This window comes from Bacteroides sp. RTP31139st1_H2_RTP31139_211217 (assembly GCF_040227615.1).
GTDB classification, from domain to species: domain Bacteria; phylum Bacteroidota; class Bacteroidia; order Bacteroidales; family Bacteroidaceae; genus Bacteroides; species Bacteroides uniformis.
The window spans coordinates 36,247-55,513 of record NZ_JBCNZM010000013.1 but is presented as its reverse complement, the minus strand read 5'-3'; the positions used below and the strand labels follow the sequence as shown (position 1 = coordinate 55,513).

At 48.7% G+C, this 19,267-nt stretch carries 9 protein-coding genes, 1 tRNA gene and 1 pseudogene; all 11 read left to right on the top strand.

Annotated elements, in window-relative coordinates; all coding sequences use genetic code 11:
• Positions 1 to 816: pseudogene (locus tag ABUA47_RS03505) on the top strand (beta-galactosidase small subunit); the annotation flags it as partial.
• 57 nt (positions 817 to 873) lie between these two features.
• Complete coding sequence (locus tag ABUA47_RS03500) at positions 874 to 2,490, top strand: alpha-L-fucosidase (RefSeq protein WP_035447050.1); 1,617 nt, start codon at positions 874 to 876, stop codon at positions 2,488 to 2,490.
• A gap of 14 nt (positions 2,491 to 2,504) precedes the next feature.
• Positions 2,505 to 4,895, top strand: coding sequence for a TIM-barrel domain-containing protein (locus ABUA47_RS03495; RefSeq protein WP_035447052.1), 2,391 nt, complete (start codon positions 2,505 to 2,507; stop codon positions 4,893 to 4,895).
• 49 nt (positions 4,896 to 4,944) lie between these two features.
• Positions 4,945 to 7,785, top strand: a complete 2,841-nt coding sequence (locus ABUA47_RS03490; protein WP_229126650.1) for a family 43 glycosylhydrolase — start codon at positions 4,945 to 4,947, stop codon at positions 7,783 to 7,785.
• Positions 7,786 to 7,943: 158 nt separating this feature from the next.
• On the top strand, positions 7,944 to 8,069 hold the full coding sequence (locus ABUA47_RS03485; RefSeq protein ID WP_255342453.1) for a hypothetical protein: 126 nt from the start codon (positions 7,944 to 7,946) through the stop codon (positions 8,067 to 8,069).
• A 137-nt stretch (positions 8,070 to 8,206) separates the two neighbouring features.
• Complete coding sequence (locus ABUA47_RS03480; RefSeq protein ID WP_347774340.1) at positions 8,207 to 10,888, top strand: DNA gyrase/topoisomerase IV subunit A; 2,682 nt, start codon at positions 8,207 to 8,209, stop codon at positions 10,886 to 10,888.
• 61 nt (positions 10,889 to 10,949) lie between these two features.
• Positions 10,950 to 11,804, top strand: coding sequence for a DUF3316 domain-containing protein (locus tag ABUA47_RS03475; RefSeq protein WP_005830316.1), 855 nt, complete (start codon positions 10,950 to 10,952; stop codon positions 11,802 to 11,804).
• 44 nt (positions 11,805 to 11,848) lie between these two features.
• The gene (locus ABUA47_RS03470) at positions 11,849 to 12,865 is read left to right on the top strand and encodes a S41 family peptidase (protein WP_085931088.1); all 1,017 of its coding nucleotides are present in this window, start codon (positions 11,849 to 11,851) and stop codon (positions 12,863 to 12,865) included.
• A 76-nt stretch (positions 12,866 to 12,941) separates the two neighbouring features.
• Positions 12,942 to 13,023 (top strand) — tRNA-Leu (locus ABUA47_RS03465).
• 168 nt (positions 13,024 to 13,191) lie between these two features.
• Positions 13,192 to 16,056: a hypothetical protein gene (locus tag ABUA47_RS03460; protein ID WP_005830320.1), complete on the top strand. Its 2,865-nt coding sequence runs from the start codon at positions 13,192 to 13,194 to the stop codon at positions 16,054 to 16,056.
• A gap of 178 nt (positions 16,057 to 16,234) precedes the next feature.
• Entirely contained in the window at positions 16,235 to 19,258 is a 3,024-nt protein-coding gene (locus tag ABUA47_RS03455) for a TonB-dependent receptor (protein WP_349831422.1), read from the top strand.
• Positions 19,259 to 19,267 lie beyond the last annotated feature (9 nt).

Sequence of the window (19,267 nt, the reverse complement as noted above, 5' to 3'; positions counted from 1 at the left end):
GCCTTGTTCACCATAGAAAAAGGTACCGGTGCTTTGGTGAGTTGGCGAGTCAAGGGAGAAGAGTTGTTGCACAGTGCCTTGGAACCCTATTTTTGGAAACCGGCAAATGACATTCAGGTCCGCAACGGCTACAATGAACGTTTGAGCGCTTGGAAAAATGCAGAGCAAAAACGTATCGTAAAGGCATACCAAGCAACCGTAAACGATGGTATGGTGATAGTGGATGCCAGTCTCTCCCTCCCCCGGATAGGAGCCGGTTACCATCTCCGCTACACTGTGGACGGCAAAGGCCGCATACAAGTAGAAGCAACCTATCAGCCTGAAAAGGAAGATATTCCGCTGATGCCCAAATTCGGTATGCGCATGAGAATGCCCTCGGCGCTGAACCGGATAGCCTGGTACGGACGCGGCAAGTTCGAGAACTATCCTGACCGCAAGAGCGCTGCTTTCCTGGGAGTCTACGAGTGTGGCATACACGAATTTATCACGAACTACATCGTACCGCAAGACAATGCCAACCGGTGCGATACACGCTGGTTCATGCTGGGAGACAGTGAGCGATGGAAAATACAAGTCAAAGGCCTGCAACCCCTATGTTTCCGTATATGGCCCTACGGGGAAGAAGACCTGGAAGGGAAAGAGCATGCGCACGAACTGCCCGAACGCGACTTCATCAACCTGAATATCGACTCCAACATACACGGAGTAGGTGGAAACGACGGATGGGGCGCACAGACCATGAAGCCATACACCATTGACGGCAATCGCTCTTACCGGTATGGGTTTATCATGGAGTATATGGACAAAACAGAATAATCCGTTCATCAATGCATTCAAAAAGGGAATAAACATTTTGTAAACAACAATAAAGGTATGAAAAGAAACATCTTTAAAACAATTCTCCTATCCGCCTGCATCCTGCAAGGGGGCAGTGCATTGGCACAACAAGAGAAAGCAGAACCGGGCAAGTTCTCACCTACCTGGGAGTCATTGTCCCAATACGAAGTGCCCGAATGGTTCCGCAACGCCAAATTCGGCATATGGGCACACTGGGGTCCGCAATGCCAACCCGAAGCCGGCGACTGGTACGGTCGTGGCATGTACGAAGAGGGCGGTGCTGCCTACAAGTGGCACTTGGAGCATTACGGACATCCTTCGGAATTCGGCTTCAAGGATGTAATCAACGAATGGAAAGCCGAGAAATGGAATCCGGAGAGGCTGGTAGCCCTTTTCAAGAAAACCGGTGCCCGATATTTCTTTGCCATGGGTAATCATCACGACAACATGGACTTGTGGGACAGTAAATACCAATCATGGAACTCCGTCAACATGGGCCCCAAGCGAAACGTACTGGGCGAATGGGAGAAAGCGGCCCGCAAAAACAAACTGCCCTTCGGTGTCAGCATCCACTCCTCCCATGCTTGGACATGGTATGAAACTGCACAAGGAGCCGACAAGAAAGGCCCATACGCAGGAATCTCCTACGATGCCCGCGTAGTGACTAAGGAAGACGGCAAGGGAAAATGGTGGGAAGGCTACGACCCGCAAGAGCTATACGTACAGAATCATGCCCTGAGCGGACATGCTTGGGTGGCATGGGACTGGCCCGAAGGAACCTCTGTCCCCCCGCAGAGTTACTACGACAACTTCTTCGACCGCACAGTGGACATGATAAACAAATATCATCCCGACCTGGTCTATTTCGACGACAGCGTACTCCCCTTCTGGCCCATCAACGATACGGGGCTGAAAGTCGTGTCGCACTACTATAACCAAAACATGAAGCTTCACAAGGGCAATCTCAATGCTGTAGTCTTCGGAAAGAAGCTGGAAGCTAAACATAAAGAGGCCATCGTATGGGATGTAGAAAAAGGGGTTCCATCGGAATGCCAGGACAAGGCGTGGCAAACCTGTAGTTGCCTCGGTACTTGGCACTATAACCGCTCTGCTTACGAAGACAACTGGTATAAATCAGCCGAGACCGTCATCCACATGCTCATTGACATCGTCAGTAAAAATGGCAACCTATTACTAAGCGTACCAATGAAAGGAAACGGCACCATCGACGACAAGGAAGAAAAAATTCTGGAAGACATAGCCGCCTGGATGGAGGTGAACGGAGAAGGAATATTCGACACACGTCCCTGGTGTATTTATGGTGAAGGTCCCTCCACAGAAACAGCAATACCTTTGGACGGAGCAGGATTCAACGAAGGCAAGAACGCACCCTACACTTCTGCCGACATCCGGTTTGTGAAAAAAGGGAAATACTTGTATGCCCATATCATGAAATGGCCCTCAGACGGAAAAATACAGATAAAATCACTGGCTACCGGCAGTCCCTACTGCAAAGGAGAAATCGAAAAGGTAGAATTATTAGGAGGCGGAAAGGCAAAGTTCAGAAGAACTTCCAAAGGCTTGCTTATTGACCTTCCCAAAGACAAGACACCCAATCCTATTTCTTTGGTACTGAAAATCACTAACCGTTAAACTGCTGATATTGTATGAAAAAGGGATTTTTTTTAAGACTATTTGTCCTGCTGATGCTGACATTTTTCATAGCAGAACAAGGCAGAGCACAAACCTACCAACGCACCTCACAAGGCATAAAAAGCACTGTGCAAGGTATAAATATAGATATTAGCTTCTTCTCTCCTGTCACCGTGAGAATCTTAAAATCGCCTGACGGCTGGAAGTATACCAAAGAAAGCTTGTCGGTCATCGGGCAACCGGAAAAAGTAAAACTATCCGTCTCTTCGAAAGGGGGCATATTGACTATCAAAAGCCATCAGCTTACAGTCCATCTCAACGAAGAGACCGGACAAATAACTTTTGCCTCTTCCGATGGAAAATCGCTGTTGCAAGAACAAAATAAAGGCGCACGTTTTGATGATTTCAACGATGCCGGCACAAAAACCTTCAGCGTTTATCAATCGTTCACCTTAGAGAAAGACGAAGCTATTTATGGATTGGGACAATTGCAAAACGGCAAAATGTCGCAACGTAACCAGACCAAACGCCTTATCCAAGACAATCTTGAGGATGTGATTCCCTTCTTCCAGTCCGTCAAAGGCTACGGTCTCTTTTGGGACAACTATTCGCCAACCATCTTCAAAGACAATCAAGAAGAGACATCCTTCCTTTCTGAAGTCGGCGACTGCATTGACTACTATTTCATGTACGGCGAAAATGCCGATGGAGTAGTTGCCCAGATGCGCTACCTCACAGGACAAGTGCCCATGTTTCCATTATGGACATATGGATTCTGGCAAAGCCGTGAACGCTACAAAAGCCAAAAAGAGATTGTTGGCGTAGTGCAAAAATACCGCGAACTGGGTGTGCCCCTCGATGGAATTATCCAGGATTGGAGATACTGGGGAAGCAACTACCTGTGGAACGCAATGGATTTTTTGAACGAAGAATTCTCCGACCCCAAAAAAATGATGGAAGACATACACGGAATGAACGCCCACATTATTATCTCCATTTGGTCAGCTTTCGGACCACATACCAAACCCTATCGCGAGTTAGACAAAGGGAACATGCTCTTCAACTTCCGCACATGGCCCGAATCCGGTTCCGAGAAGTGGCCTCCCAATATGGACTATCCATCCGGTGCCCGCGTGTACGATGCCTACCATCCGCAAGCACGCGACATCTATTGGAAGTACCTGAACGAGAACCTACGTTCTGTGGGTATAGACGGCTGGTGGATGGACTCTACCGAACCCGACCATTTTCACCCCATTCCTGAAGATTTTGACACGCCCACCTATTTGGGGTCATTCCGTAAAGTACGCAATGCCTACCCTTTAATGAGTGTAGGTGGAGTGTACGACCACCAGCGTGCCGTAACTTCGGATAAACGCGTATTTATCCTTACCCGCTCAGCCTTTGCCGGCCAGCAACGTTATGGTGCCAATACATGGACAGGAGATATCACAGCATCATGGGAAGTTTTGGAGAAGCAAATACCTGCGGGATTAAACTTCTCACTATGCGGCATTCCCCATTGGAACAGCGATATCGGCGGATTCTTCCTATGGCAATATCCCTTGATGCTGGATGACCCGGATTATCGCGAGCTTTATGCCCGTTGGATACAGTTCGGTACATTCTGTCCCATGATGCGGTCACATGGGGAAGGTGCTCCCAGAGAAATCTATCAATTCGGCAAAAAAGGCGAGCCAATATACGATGCGATTGAGAAATACATTCGGTTACGCTACAGTTTGTTACCATACATCTACACAACTGCCTGGGAGGTAACTGCCAATCAGTCCAGCTTCATGCGTGCCTTGGCAATGGATTTTACCCACGATCGCAACGTGTGGAACATCCACAATCAGTATATGTTTGGCAAATCCCTATTGGTATGCCCTGTAACCCAACCCATGTATACCCAAACAGTTTCGGATACCATCCGTGTAGAAGATTTCAGTACCGTTAAGTCTATGCGAATATATCTGCCTAAAAATACGGAATGGTATGATTTTTGGACCAATCAGAAACACTCCGGCGGACAATATATCGTGAAAGATACCCCTATTGACATTTTACCACTTTATGTGAAAGCAGGTTCCATCCTGCCAATAGGTCCCGAAGTGCAGTATAGCACCGAAAAATCATGGGACAACTTGGAGATAAAAGTGTATCCCGGTTGTAACGGCGAATTCACACTTTACGAAGACGAGAATGACAACTACAATTATGAAAAAGGAATGTACAGCACCATTACGATGAAATGGAATGACCGTACTCGCATGCTCACTATTGAAAATCGGAAAGGAGAGTTTTCCGGTATGTTGAAAGAACGGAAATTCAACATAGTAACTGCTGATGGCGCAAAAAAGGCAGTGGCTTATAATGGGAAAAAAGTAACGGTTAAAATGTAATGGTTTCTAAAAACAGCTATTAATTTGCATTATGGAAATAAATACTCGTATGAAAAAATATCATCATTATCTTACCCTTTTAAGTTTATTTATGCTGCTCGGCATCCTGAAATTGCAAGCAGCGATACAACTCCCTGCCATATTTTCCAACCATATGGTGCTACAACGTAACTCAGAACTTACTTTCTGGGGATGGGGTATTCCGGGAGAAACAATTTCCATCGCCCCCGAATGGATGAAAGGAGAAATAATCAAAACCCAAGTCAATAATACGGGGAAATGGTCAGCCCGTGTACCTTCCGGCGAAGCCGGCGGACCTTATGAGATTCGTTTCAGCGGCTCGTCAGAAGTAACCTTGACCGATGTCATGCTAGGCGAAGTTTGGCTGTGCAGCGGACAATCCAATATGGAATGGAGCGCCAATCACGGCATAAAGAACGGAGACGAGGAAACGGCAAATGCCCATTGTCCCAATCTCCGAATTTTTCACGTGGCCAGAATAGCCGCCCCGTTCCCTCAAGAAAACTGTTTCTCGCAATGGACACAGTGCACGCCCGAAACGATGCGCAGCACGAGTGCCCTGGCCTACTTCTTCGGCCGCAACATCCAGGAAGAGCTGGACGTGCCGGTAGGAATCATCGTAGCCGCATGGGGCGGAACCACCGCCGAGACATGGACGCCCCGCGAATGCGTAATGAGCGACCCGGTCTTGTGCGACTATCCGTATGAATCCAATCCTTGGTTTCCGGCTGAAACAGGCACGTTGTACAACAGCATGATTTATCCCGTGATGCCCTACGGCATTGCCGGATGCATCTGGTATCAGGGAGAAGCCAACCAAGGCCGTGCCAGCTCCTACGCCCGGGTGATGCAGCGGCTGATAGGCTCGTGGCGTACCGGATTTAACAAGGAATTCCCATTCTATCTGGTCCAGATAGCCCCCTTCCAATACCACTCCAAAGACAACGGACCGGCACTGCTACGCGAGCAGCAGGCCATGTTGCCCGAAATGCTGGACAAGGTCAAGATGATTACCGTGTCAGATTTGGTGGACAATGTGCAGGACATCCATCCACGTGACAAAAGAAGCGTAGGCAAACGTCTCGCCAATCTTGCACTGGACGATACATACCATATATATGCAGGCCCCTATAAAAGCCCGGTCTTTGAAAGCGCCTGCCGCAAAGGCAACCATGTGACAATCTCTTTCAAAGACATAAAGAACGGACTGGCCGTACACGGGAAAAGGATAGAGGGGCTGATGATGGCCGCAGCCGGCCAGGAATGGCAAGAGGCCCGGGCCAGGATAGACGGGGGAAAGCTGATTGTCCCGGTAAAAGGAATCGAAAGCCCGGTTTCCATTCGCTACTGCTTCAGTGACGCTGCTCAAGGCAACCTTTTTTCAACGGAAGGCATCCCCTTAGCCCCCTTCCGGGCAGACAGCATTGCCTCTTCTGAAAACATTCCGGTTTCTACAGACAGCGCTTTGGAAGAATCTTTTGAATTCTCGCCCAAGTTCTCTACCGGCAATGCCAATCCCCTTCTCGACTTCCAATACATGGCCGACCCCACAGCAGTGGTGCACGACGGCCGCATTTATGTGTACGGCACTAACGACCACCAGCAATATGATGTAGTGGGCCGTAACGGGAAAAACACCTATCAGCACATCCATTCGCTGACGATGGTCTCTTCTGACGACATGGTGAACTGGACTTATCACGGAGTAATCAATGTAAAGGCTCTGGCTCCCTGGGGAATGGCTTCGTGGGCACCTTCCATCGCTTCGCGCAAGGAGGCCGACGGCAAAACCCACTTCTATCTGTACTACTCCAACAGCGGTTCCGGTGTAGGTATGCTGACTGCCACTTCCCCCGTGGGGCCCTGGACAGACCCATTGGGCAAATGTGTGGTAGACGGCAATACTCCAGGACTCGGCAAGTGTAAAGCTCCCTTCGATCCGGGAGTAGTCATCGACGACAAGGGCATCGGCTGGCTCTCCTTTGGCGGGGGCGACAGCGACGACTACATTCCCGGAGACGCACGCATCGTGCGGCTGGCAAATGACATGAAGACGCTGGACAGCGAAATAGTTGAAATAAAAGCGCCATACCACTTTGAAGCAAACGAACTGAACTATCTGAACGGCACTTGGATTTACACCTACAACACCAACTGGAAGAACCGGGATGTATGGCCCCACAAGGATATAGACAAGCCGAGCCGGTGCTGCATGAGCTACATGACGAGTCGCACGCCACTTGAGACAGACAGCTGGACCTATCGGGACAACTACTTCAAAAATCCCGGCGACTATGGCATGTCCGACAGCAACAACCATACACATCTGGTAAAATTTCAAGGGAAGTACTATCTCTTCTACCACTCACTGGGCTTGCAGGACAGCCGCGACCTCAAAGTGGGCGTCCGCAGTATCTGCGTGGAAGAAATAGAGGTGGACGAAAAGGACCTCACTATCCACATGGGCACAGCCACAGCCAAGGGCGTTTCACAAATCAAGCCTCTCGACCCGTTTGCGCAGCAACAGGCCGAGACCACAGCCGCCACACGCGGCGTTGCCTTTGAACCGACCGGACAGACAGGCAACATGTCTGCCGTAGGAAACAAGAGCGGACAGGCCATCTGTGTCCGCGGTGCGGAATTCCCGCAATCACCTCAAGCCATACAGATGAAGATAAAAGGGAAAGGCTCCATCGAAATACACATGGACAGTCCAGACGGTCCGCTCCTATCCACCTTGACCTTTGATACCGATACGTGGCAAACATTGACAAAGCCGTTGGACAAACGGATAAAAGGCAAACACGACATTTACTTCGTATTCGGGAACGGAAAGTTCTTATTTGACGAATGGAAATTCACAAAATAATGAATCCGTCGGCAGAATCTGCCCAGTATCTCTTCACCCTTGTGATGATATCGCTGCACAATTCGAGCCAACACACAACAAGCCAGCAAGTTACTTTGCCAGCGTTTTGCCACCATATTGGCAAAGTTTTGCCATGCCTTTGGCAAAGCTTTGCCAATGTGGTGGCAAAACCTTGCCAACTTGTCGGCAAGAAAGACAAAAGCAACATCGCTGTCCGCAAAGAGGCGGAAGCACGTCCTCAATATAATTCCGCTAACGGGAAAGAGACAGATTGGTTCCATTAACGGGCAGAAGTTTAAAAAAATGGGAAGGATTTGGCACAATAGTTCCGCGCAAATTCTCATTTATCGAACAAAAATTGTATTTTTGCCTGCAACTGAAAAATCAGTAATATCATAGAATAGACAATTCCCGAACAAATATGAGCGAAGATTTTGAAGCACCGAAAGATGATTTGGACAAGGAACTCCCGGCCGGGAGCGAAGAACACTCGGATTACAAACCTGCGGACGCAAAGGATGCCAATATAAAGCACCAACTGAGCGGCATGTACCAGAATTGGTTTCTGGACTACGCCTCATACGTTATATTGGAACGTGCCGTACCCCATATCATGGATGGTCTGAAACCCGTACAGCGGCGTATCCTCCACTCCATGCGCCGCATGGAAGACGGGCGCTACAACAAGGTGGCGAACATCGTAGGACATACCATGCAGTTCCATCCGCACGGTGATGCTTCTATCGGCGATGCTCTGGTACAACTGGGACAAAAGGACTTGCTCGTGGATTGCCAGGGAAACTGGGGTAACATTCTGACGGGTGACAGCGCCGCTGCCCCCCGTTATATCGAAGCACGTCTCTCCAAGTTCGCACTGGACGTGGTATTCAACCCCAAGACCACCGAATGGAAACTCTCTTATGACGGGCGAAACAAAGAACCGGTTACACTACCGGTAAAATTCCCACTGCTGCTTGCACAAGGTGTGGAAGGTATTGCCGTAGGCCTGTCATCCAAAATATTACCACATAACTTCAATGAGCTGTGCGATGCTTCCATTAGCTATCTGCACAACGAAGAATTCAAGCTGTACCCCGACTTCCAGACGGGAGGCAGTATCGATGTATCCAAATACAACGACGGTGAACGTGGCGGTGCGATACGCGTGCGCTCCAAAATAGAAAAGATAGACAACAAGACACTTGCCATTAAGGAAATTCCTTACGGGAAAACGGTGACCAGTGTATGCGACTCCATCGTAAAGGCCAGCGAAAAAGGGAAAATCAAGATACGTAAGGTAGAGGACCTGACATCCGGCAGTGTAGAAATATTAGTGCATCTAGCCCCGGGTGTATCATCCGACAAGACCATCGATGCCCTCTATGCCTTCACCGACTGTGAAGTGAGCATCTCTCCCAACTGCTGTGTCATCGACGACCAAAAGCCCCACTTCCTCACCGTGAGTGATGTATTGCGCAAATCAGTCGACAACACATTGGCACTGCTACGCCAGGAACTGGAAATCCGTAAGGGAGAGATACTGGAAAGCCTGCATTTCGCTTCACTCGAGAAGATATTCATTGAAGAACGTATTTACAAGGATAAGGAGTTTGAACAAGCCAAAAACATGGATGCCGCCTGCGAACATATCGATGAGCGCCTGACTCCCTACTACCCGACTTTTATCCGCGAAGTGACCAAGGAAGACATCCTCCGGCTGATGGAGATAAAGATGGCACGTATCCTCAAATTCAACTCCGACAAGGCAGAGGAACTGATAGCACGCATGCGAAAGGACATAGAGGAGATAGACTGCCATCTGGCAAACATCGTGGAATATACCGTCGACTGGTTCCGTATGTTGAAGGACAAGTACGGCAAAGCCTTCCCCCGCCGCACGGAACTGCGTAACTTCGACACCATCGAAGCAACCAAAGTCATCGAAGCCAACGAAAAGCTGTACATCAACCGCGAAGAGGGGTTCATCGGAACTGGATTGAAGAAAGACGAATTCATAGGCAACTGCTCGCCCATAGATGACGTGATTATCTTCTTCCGCGATGGAAAATATATCATCACACCGGTGGCCGACAAGAAGTTCGTGGGCAAGAATATACTTTATGCCAACATTTTTAAGAAGAACGACAAACGTACCATCTACAATGTCTGCTACCGTGACGGCAAGGAGGGGACAAGCTATATCAAGCGTTTTGCCGTCACTTCCGTGGTGCGTGACCGCGAGTACGACGTGACCCAAGGCACTCCCGATTCCCGCATCACCTATTTTACCGCCAATCCCAACGGTGAAGCTGAAATCATCAAGGTAACCCTGAAACCCAATCCCCGTGTACGCCGTATTATCTTCGAGGAGGATTTCAGCAACATCAATATCAAGGGACGGCAGGCCATGGGAAATATACTCACGAAACTCCCCGTACACAAGATAGCCTTGAAACAACGTGGAGGCTCCACGCTGGGTGGACGGAAAGTCTGGTTCGACCGTGATGTGCTACGTCTCAACTACGACGGGCGCGGAGAATATCTCGGAGAATTCCAGAGCGAAGACACCATCCTTGTCGTACAGAACAGCGGAGAGTTCTATGCCACCAACTTCGACTTGAACAATCACTATGACGATGGCATACGCGTATTGGAGAAATACGATCCGAACAAAGTATGGACCGCCGTACTCTACGATGCCGACCAGCAGAACTATCCTTACATCAAGCGTTTCTGCTTCGAGGCAACCGCCCGCAAGCAAAACTACTTGGGAGAAAACAAGAACAGCAGCCTCATTCTGCTGACAGACGAGTGCTACCCGCGTTTAGAGGTGGTGTTTGGCGGCCACGACAATTTCCGAGAGCCGATGGTGGTGGAAGCCGACGAATTCATCGCCGTGAAAGGCTTCAAAGCAAAAGGTAAGCGCCTGACCACCTATACTATAGAAACCATCAACGAGCTGGAGCCTACCCGTCAACCGGAACCCTCGCAGAAAACCGAAGAGCAGGAAACGGATGAAGAACCGGAAATTCTGGACCCCGACCACGGTAAAAGCGAAGGGGACATACTGGACGAGATGACAGGACAGATGAAACTCTTTTGATGAAGGACGGAAATGAAGTATTAGTGGCTAACGATTACTAATTTGTAATTGATAATTTAATATGTACATATACAAGATAATAATCCTATGCGGACTGCTCTTGGGAAGTGTCGGACTGAAAGCACAAGAAGCACAATGCAGCATCGACCGGAAGCTACGGGCTGACTCCACCAACCGTAACCGTATTATCACCCGTGCCACCATGTATGGTGTCGGCTTCACCAACGTGTTCGACACTTATCTTTCACCTCAGGAGTATAAGGGAATCGATTTCCGTATCTCCCGCGAAAGCATGCGGATGACACGGTTGATGGACGGCAACGTGTCTCTGCAAACTTTCTTCCAGGCAGACTTGGGATATACACACAACAAAGTAGACAATAACAATACATTCTCCGGACTGGCCAACTGGAACTACGGCCTGCATTATAATTTTCCAATCACGGGCAATTTCAAACTGCTTGCCGGAGGAGTCGGCGACTTCAACGGTGGCTTTGTCTATAATCTGCGCAACGGAAACAACCCCGCCCAAGCACGTGCCTATATCAACCTTGCCGCATCGGGAATGGCTATTTGGGACTTGCGCATCAAGAACCGTCCCATCACACTACGCTATCAGGTAAATCTTCCCTTGGCAGGTATCATGTTCATGCCCAACTATGGACAGTCCTACTACGAGATATTTACGTTAGGACATTGGGACGGAGTAGTGAACTTCACCTCCCTGCACAACCAGCCCTCTCTGAGACAAATGCTGACCGCAGACTTTCCGGTGGGACGTGCCCGGATGCGTTTCGCTTACATATGGGACGCACAACAGTCCAAAGTAAATGAAATAAAGACACATACTTACTCGCACGTATTCATGGTGGGGTTCGTAAAGGAACTCTATCTGTTTCCTAACAAGAGAAAGTAAAAAGTGACAAGGTGATAAACGATAAGATGATAAGGATAATGTGCATGAAAAGAAGATATATTTTAATAATTTGGAGTATCCTACTCACGTTATTGCCCCTATTGAACGGATGTATTCGTGAGGAAGAGTTCGACAATACCCCACAAGGCAATTTCGAAGCCTTGTGGAAAATAATAGACGAACAGTACTGCTTCCTGGACTACAAGCAAATAGACTGGGATGCCATCCATGACAAGTACCAGCCACTCATTACCCCGGGAATGAGTTACGACGGTCTATTTGAAATATTAGGTAACATGCTTGCCGAGTTAAAAGACGGACATGTCAACTTGTACTCTTCTTCCAACATGGCGCGCTACTGGGACTGGTATCTGGATTATCCTCGTAACTTCAACGAAAGTATCATTGAAAAGTACCTGGGAAGAGACTACCGCATTGCTGGAGGCGCCAAATATACCATATTGGAGGACAACATAGGATATATCTATTACGGTGATTTCTCCAGCGGCATCGGAAACGGCAACCTGGATGAGATTCTGTTATACCTTTCCGCTTGTAACGGCCTGATTATCGACGTGCGCAACAATGGTGGCGGCAACCTGACAAACGCCACCCGAATGGCACAACGCTTCACGAATGAAAAAGTACTGACGGGATATATTCAGCACAAGACCGGCAAAGGCCATAGCGATTTTTCAGATCCGACTCCCATTTATGTGGAACCTTCCAACAGTATCCGCTGGCAAAAAAAGGTAATTGTCCTGACCAACCGTCATTCCTATAGTGCAACCAATGATTTTGTCAACTCCATGCGCTGTTTTCCCAATGTCACCCTGGTTGGTGACAAAACCGGCGGCGGGTCGGGCCTGCCATTCTCTTCGGAACTGCCCAACGGATGGGGGGTACGCTTTTCTGCCAGCCCGCACCTCGATGCCCAAAAACAGCATATCGAGTTCGGCATCGACCCGGACAAGAAAGTGGATATGAGCAAAGAAGATGAGAACAATGACTTGGACACCATCATTGAGGAAGCAAGAAAAATACTGAAAGTGACTTTCTAAAACGACTTTATCTACAAAACAATTTGCCAAAACGAAAATTCTTTCTATCTTTGCTCCCGCTAATCGGAATTATTCCGCGGATGTGGCGTAATTGGCAGCCGCGCCAGACTTAGGATCTGGTGCCGTGAGGCGTGTAGGTTCGAGTCCTATCATCCGCACAATCCCTATAATAAATTTCAAAAGACAAACAACTAAGAGGGGAGGATATTCATTAAGAAGCATCCTCCCTAACCGCTTCAAGTACCTTTTTTATCTCATCAAAACACAATATTTAGAATACTTATTGTATCTTTGCTTCCAAGAAACACTTCGATTAACCTGAAAAAATGAAACAAAATACGATAAGACCGATGCTTTTCAAGTATTGGGTAGTGTGCCTTCTATTGTTCATCCTCTTCATCCAGGCCAGGGCTTCTTCCTTCATGCCCGCCGTCACCAACTATCTTGCCAAAGACTATGAAGCCGGTTATCAGAACTGGGCATGTGCGCAAGGCAGCAACGGCGAAATGTATTTCGGCAACAGCCAGGGGCTCCTGGTATATGACGGTTATCGCTGGACTCTCCACAAAGTGCCGGGGAACCATATTGTCCGTTCGGTGTATGTGAAAGAAGACCGTATCTATGTGGGGGCATTCGAGGAATTCGGCTATTTCAAGTATTCGGAGGCAGGCACTCTCCGGTACCATTCTTTGAGCAAATTCCTGAAAAATTTCCCCATGGAGAACAACGAGATATGGAACATTGTAGAGCTGGACGGTCGCATCTACTTCCAGTCGTTCAGCGCCTGGTTCTCCTACGACGGGAAGATGGTACACGCTTTCCGCAACAGACAGCAACAGCCGCTCTACTTCTACACCCAAAACGGACATATCTACACACAGATGATTGATGAGGACTTCTATGAATTCGACGGCAAGGATTTCCTTCATCTCTTCCCCCGCAGCCAAGTGAACGATGACAATGTAGTGGCATTACTGCCCGACGGGGACGACAGCTTCCTGATGGTCACAGAGAATAACGGATTGTTCCGCTACAACGGTGACATCACCCCCTGGAAAACAGACATTGATGCAGAGCTGAAGAAACAGCGGGTGAACCGCGCCGTCATGACCAATGATTCCATATTCATGATAGGTACAGTCTTGAATGGCATATACGCCATCGACCGCAAAGGACATTGCCTCTGGCACTTCAATCTGGATAACCGTCTGGACAACAACACAGTCCTGGGCTTGTTCTGTGACAAAGACAACAACGTATGGGCAGCATTGGACGACGGCATCGCATACATCCACCACAACTCACCCGTCATGCTGCTGACTCCTGCCAACCATGAAACCAAACTGGGCATGGTGTACGACATAGCCCACCGGGGCGACTGTTTCTATCTGGCCACCAACCAGGGCTTGTACGAATACCACCAGGTTACCGAGAATCTGCGCCTGCTTCCCCATACTGAAGGACAGAACTGGTATGTGAAGGACATTGACGGGCAACTCTTTGCAGGCAACAATGCCCATACCTTATTAATAGGCGAAAAAGGGAATGTTTCCGTCATAAGCAATACCAACAGCAGTACGTGTCTGATAAAGTGCACCCTCTATGGCGAAGAGATACTGTTGGAATCATCCTACGCCAATTTGCGTATCTATAAAAAGAAGAACGGGCAATGGACCTTTTCGCATGTCATAGACGGCTTCATTGCACCGGTCATGCACTTGGAGGTGGACCAAAGCGGTGTCATCTGGGCTTCACACATGTATCAGGGAGTCTATAAAATAGTCTTGAGCGATGACTTGTCGGCTGTAAAAAGCGTACGGCACATCTCCCATTTAGGCTCGGAATATATCATCGGCCCTATCCAAGTAATGAAAATGCGAGGACGTATCGTCTTTTCCAGTCCCAACGGCTTCTATACCTATGACGACATCACCCGGCAGATTATCCCCTTCCAAAAGCTGAATGCCATTCTGCCTTACATCAGGAATGCTCATTCTGTGGTATCCGTCACGAACGACCGCTTCTGGCTGTCCGGTTCACATGAGTACGTACTGGTAGAGTACGCAGAAGGAGAGTACATCGTGAAGCAGCGCATCCTCATCGAACTGTTTGATTCTCCATGCATAGAGAACTACAACAATGTGTTCGTCGACAATGACGTTGTCTATTTTAATCTGAACAACGGAATCGCCAGTTACAGCAAAAACACAGACAGCCTCAGTCCTACTCTGGAGTCCGCCCTCTCACTGAGCTCGGTCACTGCTTCCTCTTCCGATAAAAAGGAGAAACGCCTGCCTCTGTCTGGAAATGTCGAACTGGAAAGCAATTACCGGGATTTGCTGTTCTCAGTAAGCCTGCCGCATTACAATAAATTGTCCGTACATTTCCATTATGTCCTGCAAGGAGGACAAGGCATGGCGCTGACATCGGACCTGAAAGAGCCCGAAATCCGCTACGGTAGCCTGGATTACGGAGAATACACATTCCAGGCAGAAGCCTATAATGATTTGGGACAGAAAATCGGTGAGGTGGAATATCATTTTGCCATAGCCCGCCCTTTCTACCTCTCCTATTATGCCTTTGCGCTCTATCTCATAGTTCTCACAGCGCTTGTCTACTTTTTCTCCAAGTGGCGCGCCAACCGTGCCATGGAAAAGAAACGGAAGGAGTATGAGGCAGAGCAGGTGCAGCAGAACATCAAGATGCGCGAGCAGGAGCATCTGATAACTCTGCAGCAACAGCAATTGCTGGAAGCCGAGTTGTCGGCAAAGAGTAAAGACCTTGCCAGCATGGCACTGGGTGTATTTGCCAAGAACGAGGTCCTGGAGAAACTTCGTACTGTCGTACAAGAGTCCCTGGTGAAAGGGCAATATGGACGCAAGAACCTCGAATCTCTGCTGAAGCTCATCAACGAAAACATCGAGACACAGGAATTTTGGGATGTATTCCAGAACAATTTCGACCTGATTCATGAGAAATTCTTCCGTAATTTGCGCGAACGTTATCCCAGTCTTACCGCTACCGACCTCCGTTTTTGTGCGCTGCTGCGCCTGAATCTTTCTACGAAAGACATTGCGCAAATGACCAACCTCACTATCCGGGGAGTAGAGGCAGCACGCTACCGTTTGCGCAAGAAACTGGATATCCCCGACGGAACGGGATTAGTGGATTTTCTCATCGACTTGAAATAAAGCGGCTACAAATCATTCAATCACAACAAACTGATTATTAGAAACAAGTAACACGAAAACGTAGTAAAACGGTACCCATTTTTACCCTAAACGTATTATCGTGGTAGTGTTTTTTTTTGCCTTACTTACCGTAATTACTTCCTTTGCCGGCAGAATTATTAACTCTTAAATTTAGTTTATGAGAAGGCAAACTTTATTTCTTCTATTCATGATTTTGTTCTCATTGCCACTGACAGTTTTGGCACAAGGAACAAAGACAGTTAAAGGAACTGTTGTTGATCAGAACAACGAACCGATTATTGGAGCCACGGTTGTAGTAAAAGGCTCTACTATTGGAGCAGCTACCGACCTCGACGGTAACTATGTACTGAACGGCGTCCCCGAAGACGCAACTCTCGTATTCAACTATTTGGGCATGTTGCCGCAGGAAATAAGCGCTGCGGGACAATCCGTCATTAATGTAAAGCTACGTGAAGATGCACAACTACTGGAAGAAGTTGTTGTTATCGGTTACGGTTCGGCCAAGGCGAAAGACCTGACGGCCCCGATTGACGTTGTCAAAGAGAAAGAACTTATCAATGTTCCTACCTCCTCCCCGATGGCAGCATTGCAGGGAAAGGTACCGGGTGTTAACATCATCAATTCGGGAACGCCGGGCGAAGGTCCTAAAGTGACCATCCGTGGTATGGGTTCCTTCGGTGACACCTCTCCTCTCTATGTAGTGGACGGAATGTTCTACGACAACATCAACTTCCTGAACAATTCCGACATTCAGGACATGACCATCTTGAAAGACGCATCCGCATCTGCCATCTACGGTGTACGCGCCGCCAACGGTGTTGTAATCATCACCACCAAGAAAGGAAGCCGCAACCAGGATGCCAAGATTACCTATAACGGTTATGTAGGTATTCAGAAAGCCACCAACCTGCTGGAGATGTGTAACTCTCACGAGTATGCCACCATGATGTTGGAAGCCAACCCGGAAGCTTACCGGTCGATTTTCGAAAAGTCAGTAGCCGAATTCGGAGGCAATATGGAAAACCTGCAATTCAATGCCGATACCAACTGGTATGACGAACTGTTGCGCACAGCCATGATGACCAATCACAGCTTGAATATCTCCGGTGGTACGGAAAAAGCGACCTACTCTGCCGGCATGAGCTATCTGGCACAAGACGGTATCATGGACGTGGAAAACTACTACCGCCGCTTGAACTTCCGTGCCGCCCTTGACTACGAAGCCCGCAAATGGCTGAAAGTAGGCTTCAACGGCGTATTCAGCAACTCGCAGCAGCAGCTTCCCAAGAATGCCGCATGGCAACAGGCATACAACACACCGTCTATCATCCCGGTGTATGATGACCGCCGCGACGATGCCGTATTCCCTAAGAAGTACACATCACCCGAGCAGGTGGGCTTGACCAACAACTTCAACAATCCGGTAGCCACTGCCAACTATTACGACAACCGGAACGAGACCTACCAAGTGCTGACCAACTTCTATGCACAGCTCAACCTCATCCCCGACAAGCTGAATATACGCAGTAGCTACAGCTACGACTACTCAATGATTCGCGGTTCTGAGTTCACTCCTACCTACTATGTAGGCACCAACCAGAAGAAAGAGGTTACCGAACTCACTAAAAAGAACACTAACTACTACAAATATATATGGGACAACGTGGCCACTTATACTGACAAGTGGGGCAAACACTCCTTTACCGGTATGCTGGGTGCATCCATGCGTCAAGAGCAATACCGCCTGCTCGAAGGTACCGCCACCAACGTGCCCGAAGGTGAGGACGTGTGGAAATACATCGCACTGGGCAACAAGGAAGGCGCTACGGTGAAAGACGACGGCTGGAAATACCGCGGTCTCTCCTATTTCACCCGACTGAATTACAACTACAACGACAAGTACATGTTGATGTTCACCTTCCGTGCCGACGGCTCGTCCAAGTACAACGACAAATGGGGCTACTTCCCCTCCATCGGTGCCGCATGGGTCATCTCCCAAGAACCGTTTATGAAGAACCAGAATATCTTCGACTACCTGAAGCTGCGTGCCAGCTGGGGTAAGCTGGGTAACGACAAGATTGCTGCCAGTGCAGGCTTCGCAAGCATACAGAACGTACAGTCCGTATTCGGTCCCAATACCGCCATCGACGGATTCATCAACACCACCAACTTCAGCTGGCTGGGTTGGGAAGTAGTGAACGAAACCAACGTGGGCGTCAACTTCAGTACACTGAAGAACCGCTTGAACGCCGACATCGACTGGTACTACCGTCTGACTGACAACGCCGTGATTTCACCCAAGCTCCCGATGAGTGGCGAGCTGCTGGCCGGCAACAACGGACAGATTCTGAATACCGGTATCGACCTCTCCTTGAACTGGAACGACAAGATTGGCCAGGACTTCAATTACAACATCGGCGTCAATCTCTCTTATCTGCATAACGAAGTGAAAAGCCTAAAAGGAAACATGAAAATCATCAAAGGCGGAAAGACCGTGAATATGGTGGGCGAGACGATGAACTCATTCTATGGCTACAAGGTCATCGGCATCTACCAGACTCCTGAACAATGTGCTGCCGACCCCATCGCCGTGGCCAACGGACTGGAACCCGGCGACTTCATCTACGAGGACGTGAACGGCGACCATGTGATAGACGGAAACGACAAGCAGGTGTTGGGCTCATACGTGCCCAGCTTTACTTATGGCTTCAATGCCGGATTCTCTTATAAGAACTTCGACTTCAGCCTCACTACCTACGGACAAGCAGGCGGCGAACTGTGGAACCGTAAGCGTGCCCTGCGCTATGCAGCCGACTACTATAACTTTGACCGTGCACAGTATGAGAACCGCTGGACGGGTGCAGGCTCTACCAACGAACATCCGTCGGCCAAGGCTCTTCTCAAAACCTGGAACAAATCAGACAGTAACAACGCTTCCTATTTCGTAGAAAGCTCCGATTACTTCCGCATCCAGAACATCACGCTGGGCTACTCGTTCAAGAACTTGAAGATAGGCAGCTACGTGATGCCGGGACTCCGCCTCTCATTGACGGCCGACCGCCCCTTCACTACCTTCAAGGCCAACAGCTTCACACCTGAAGTGTCGGATGCCGAAGGTTGGGATACCGAAGTATACCCTCTGACTTCAACCTATACTTTCGGAGTGCAAATAGATTTCTAAACCCTAAAA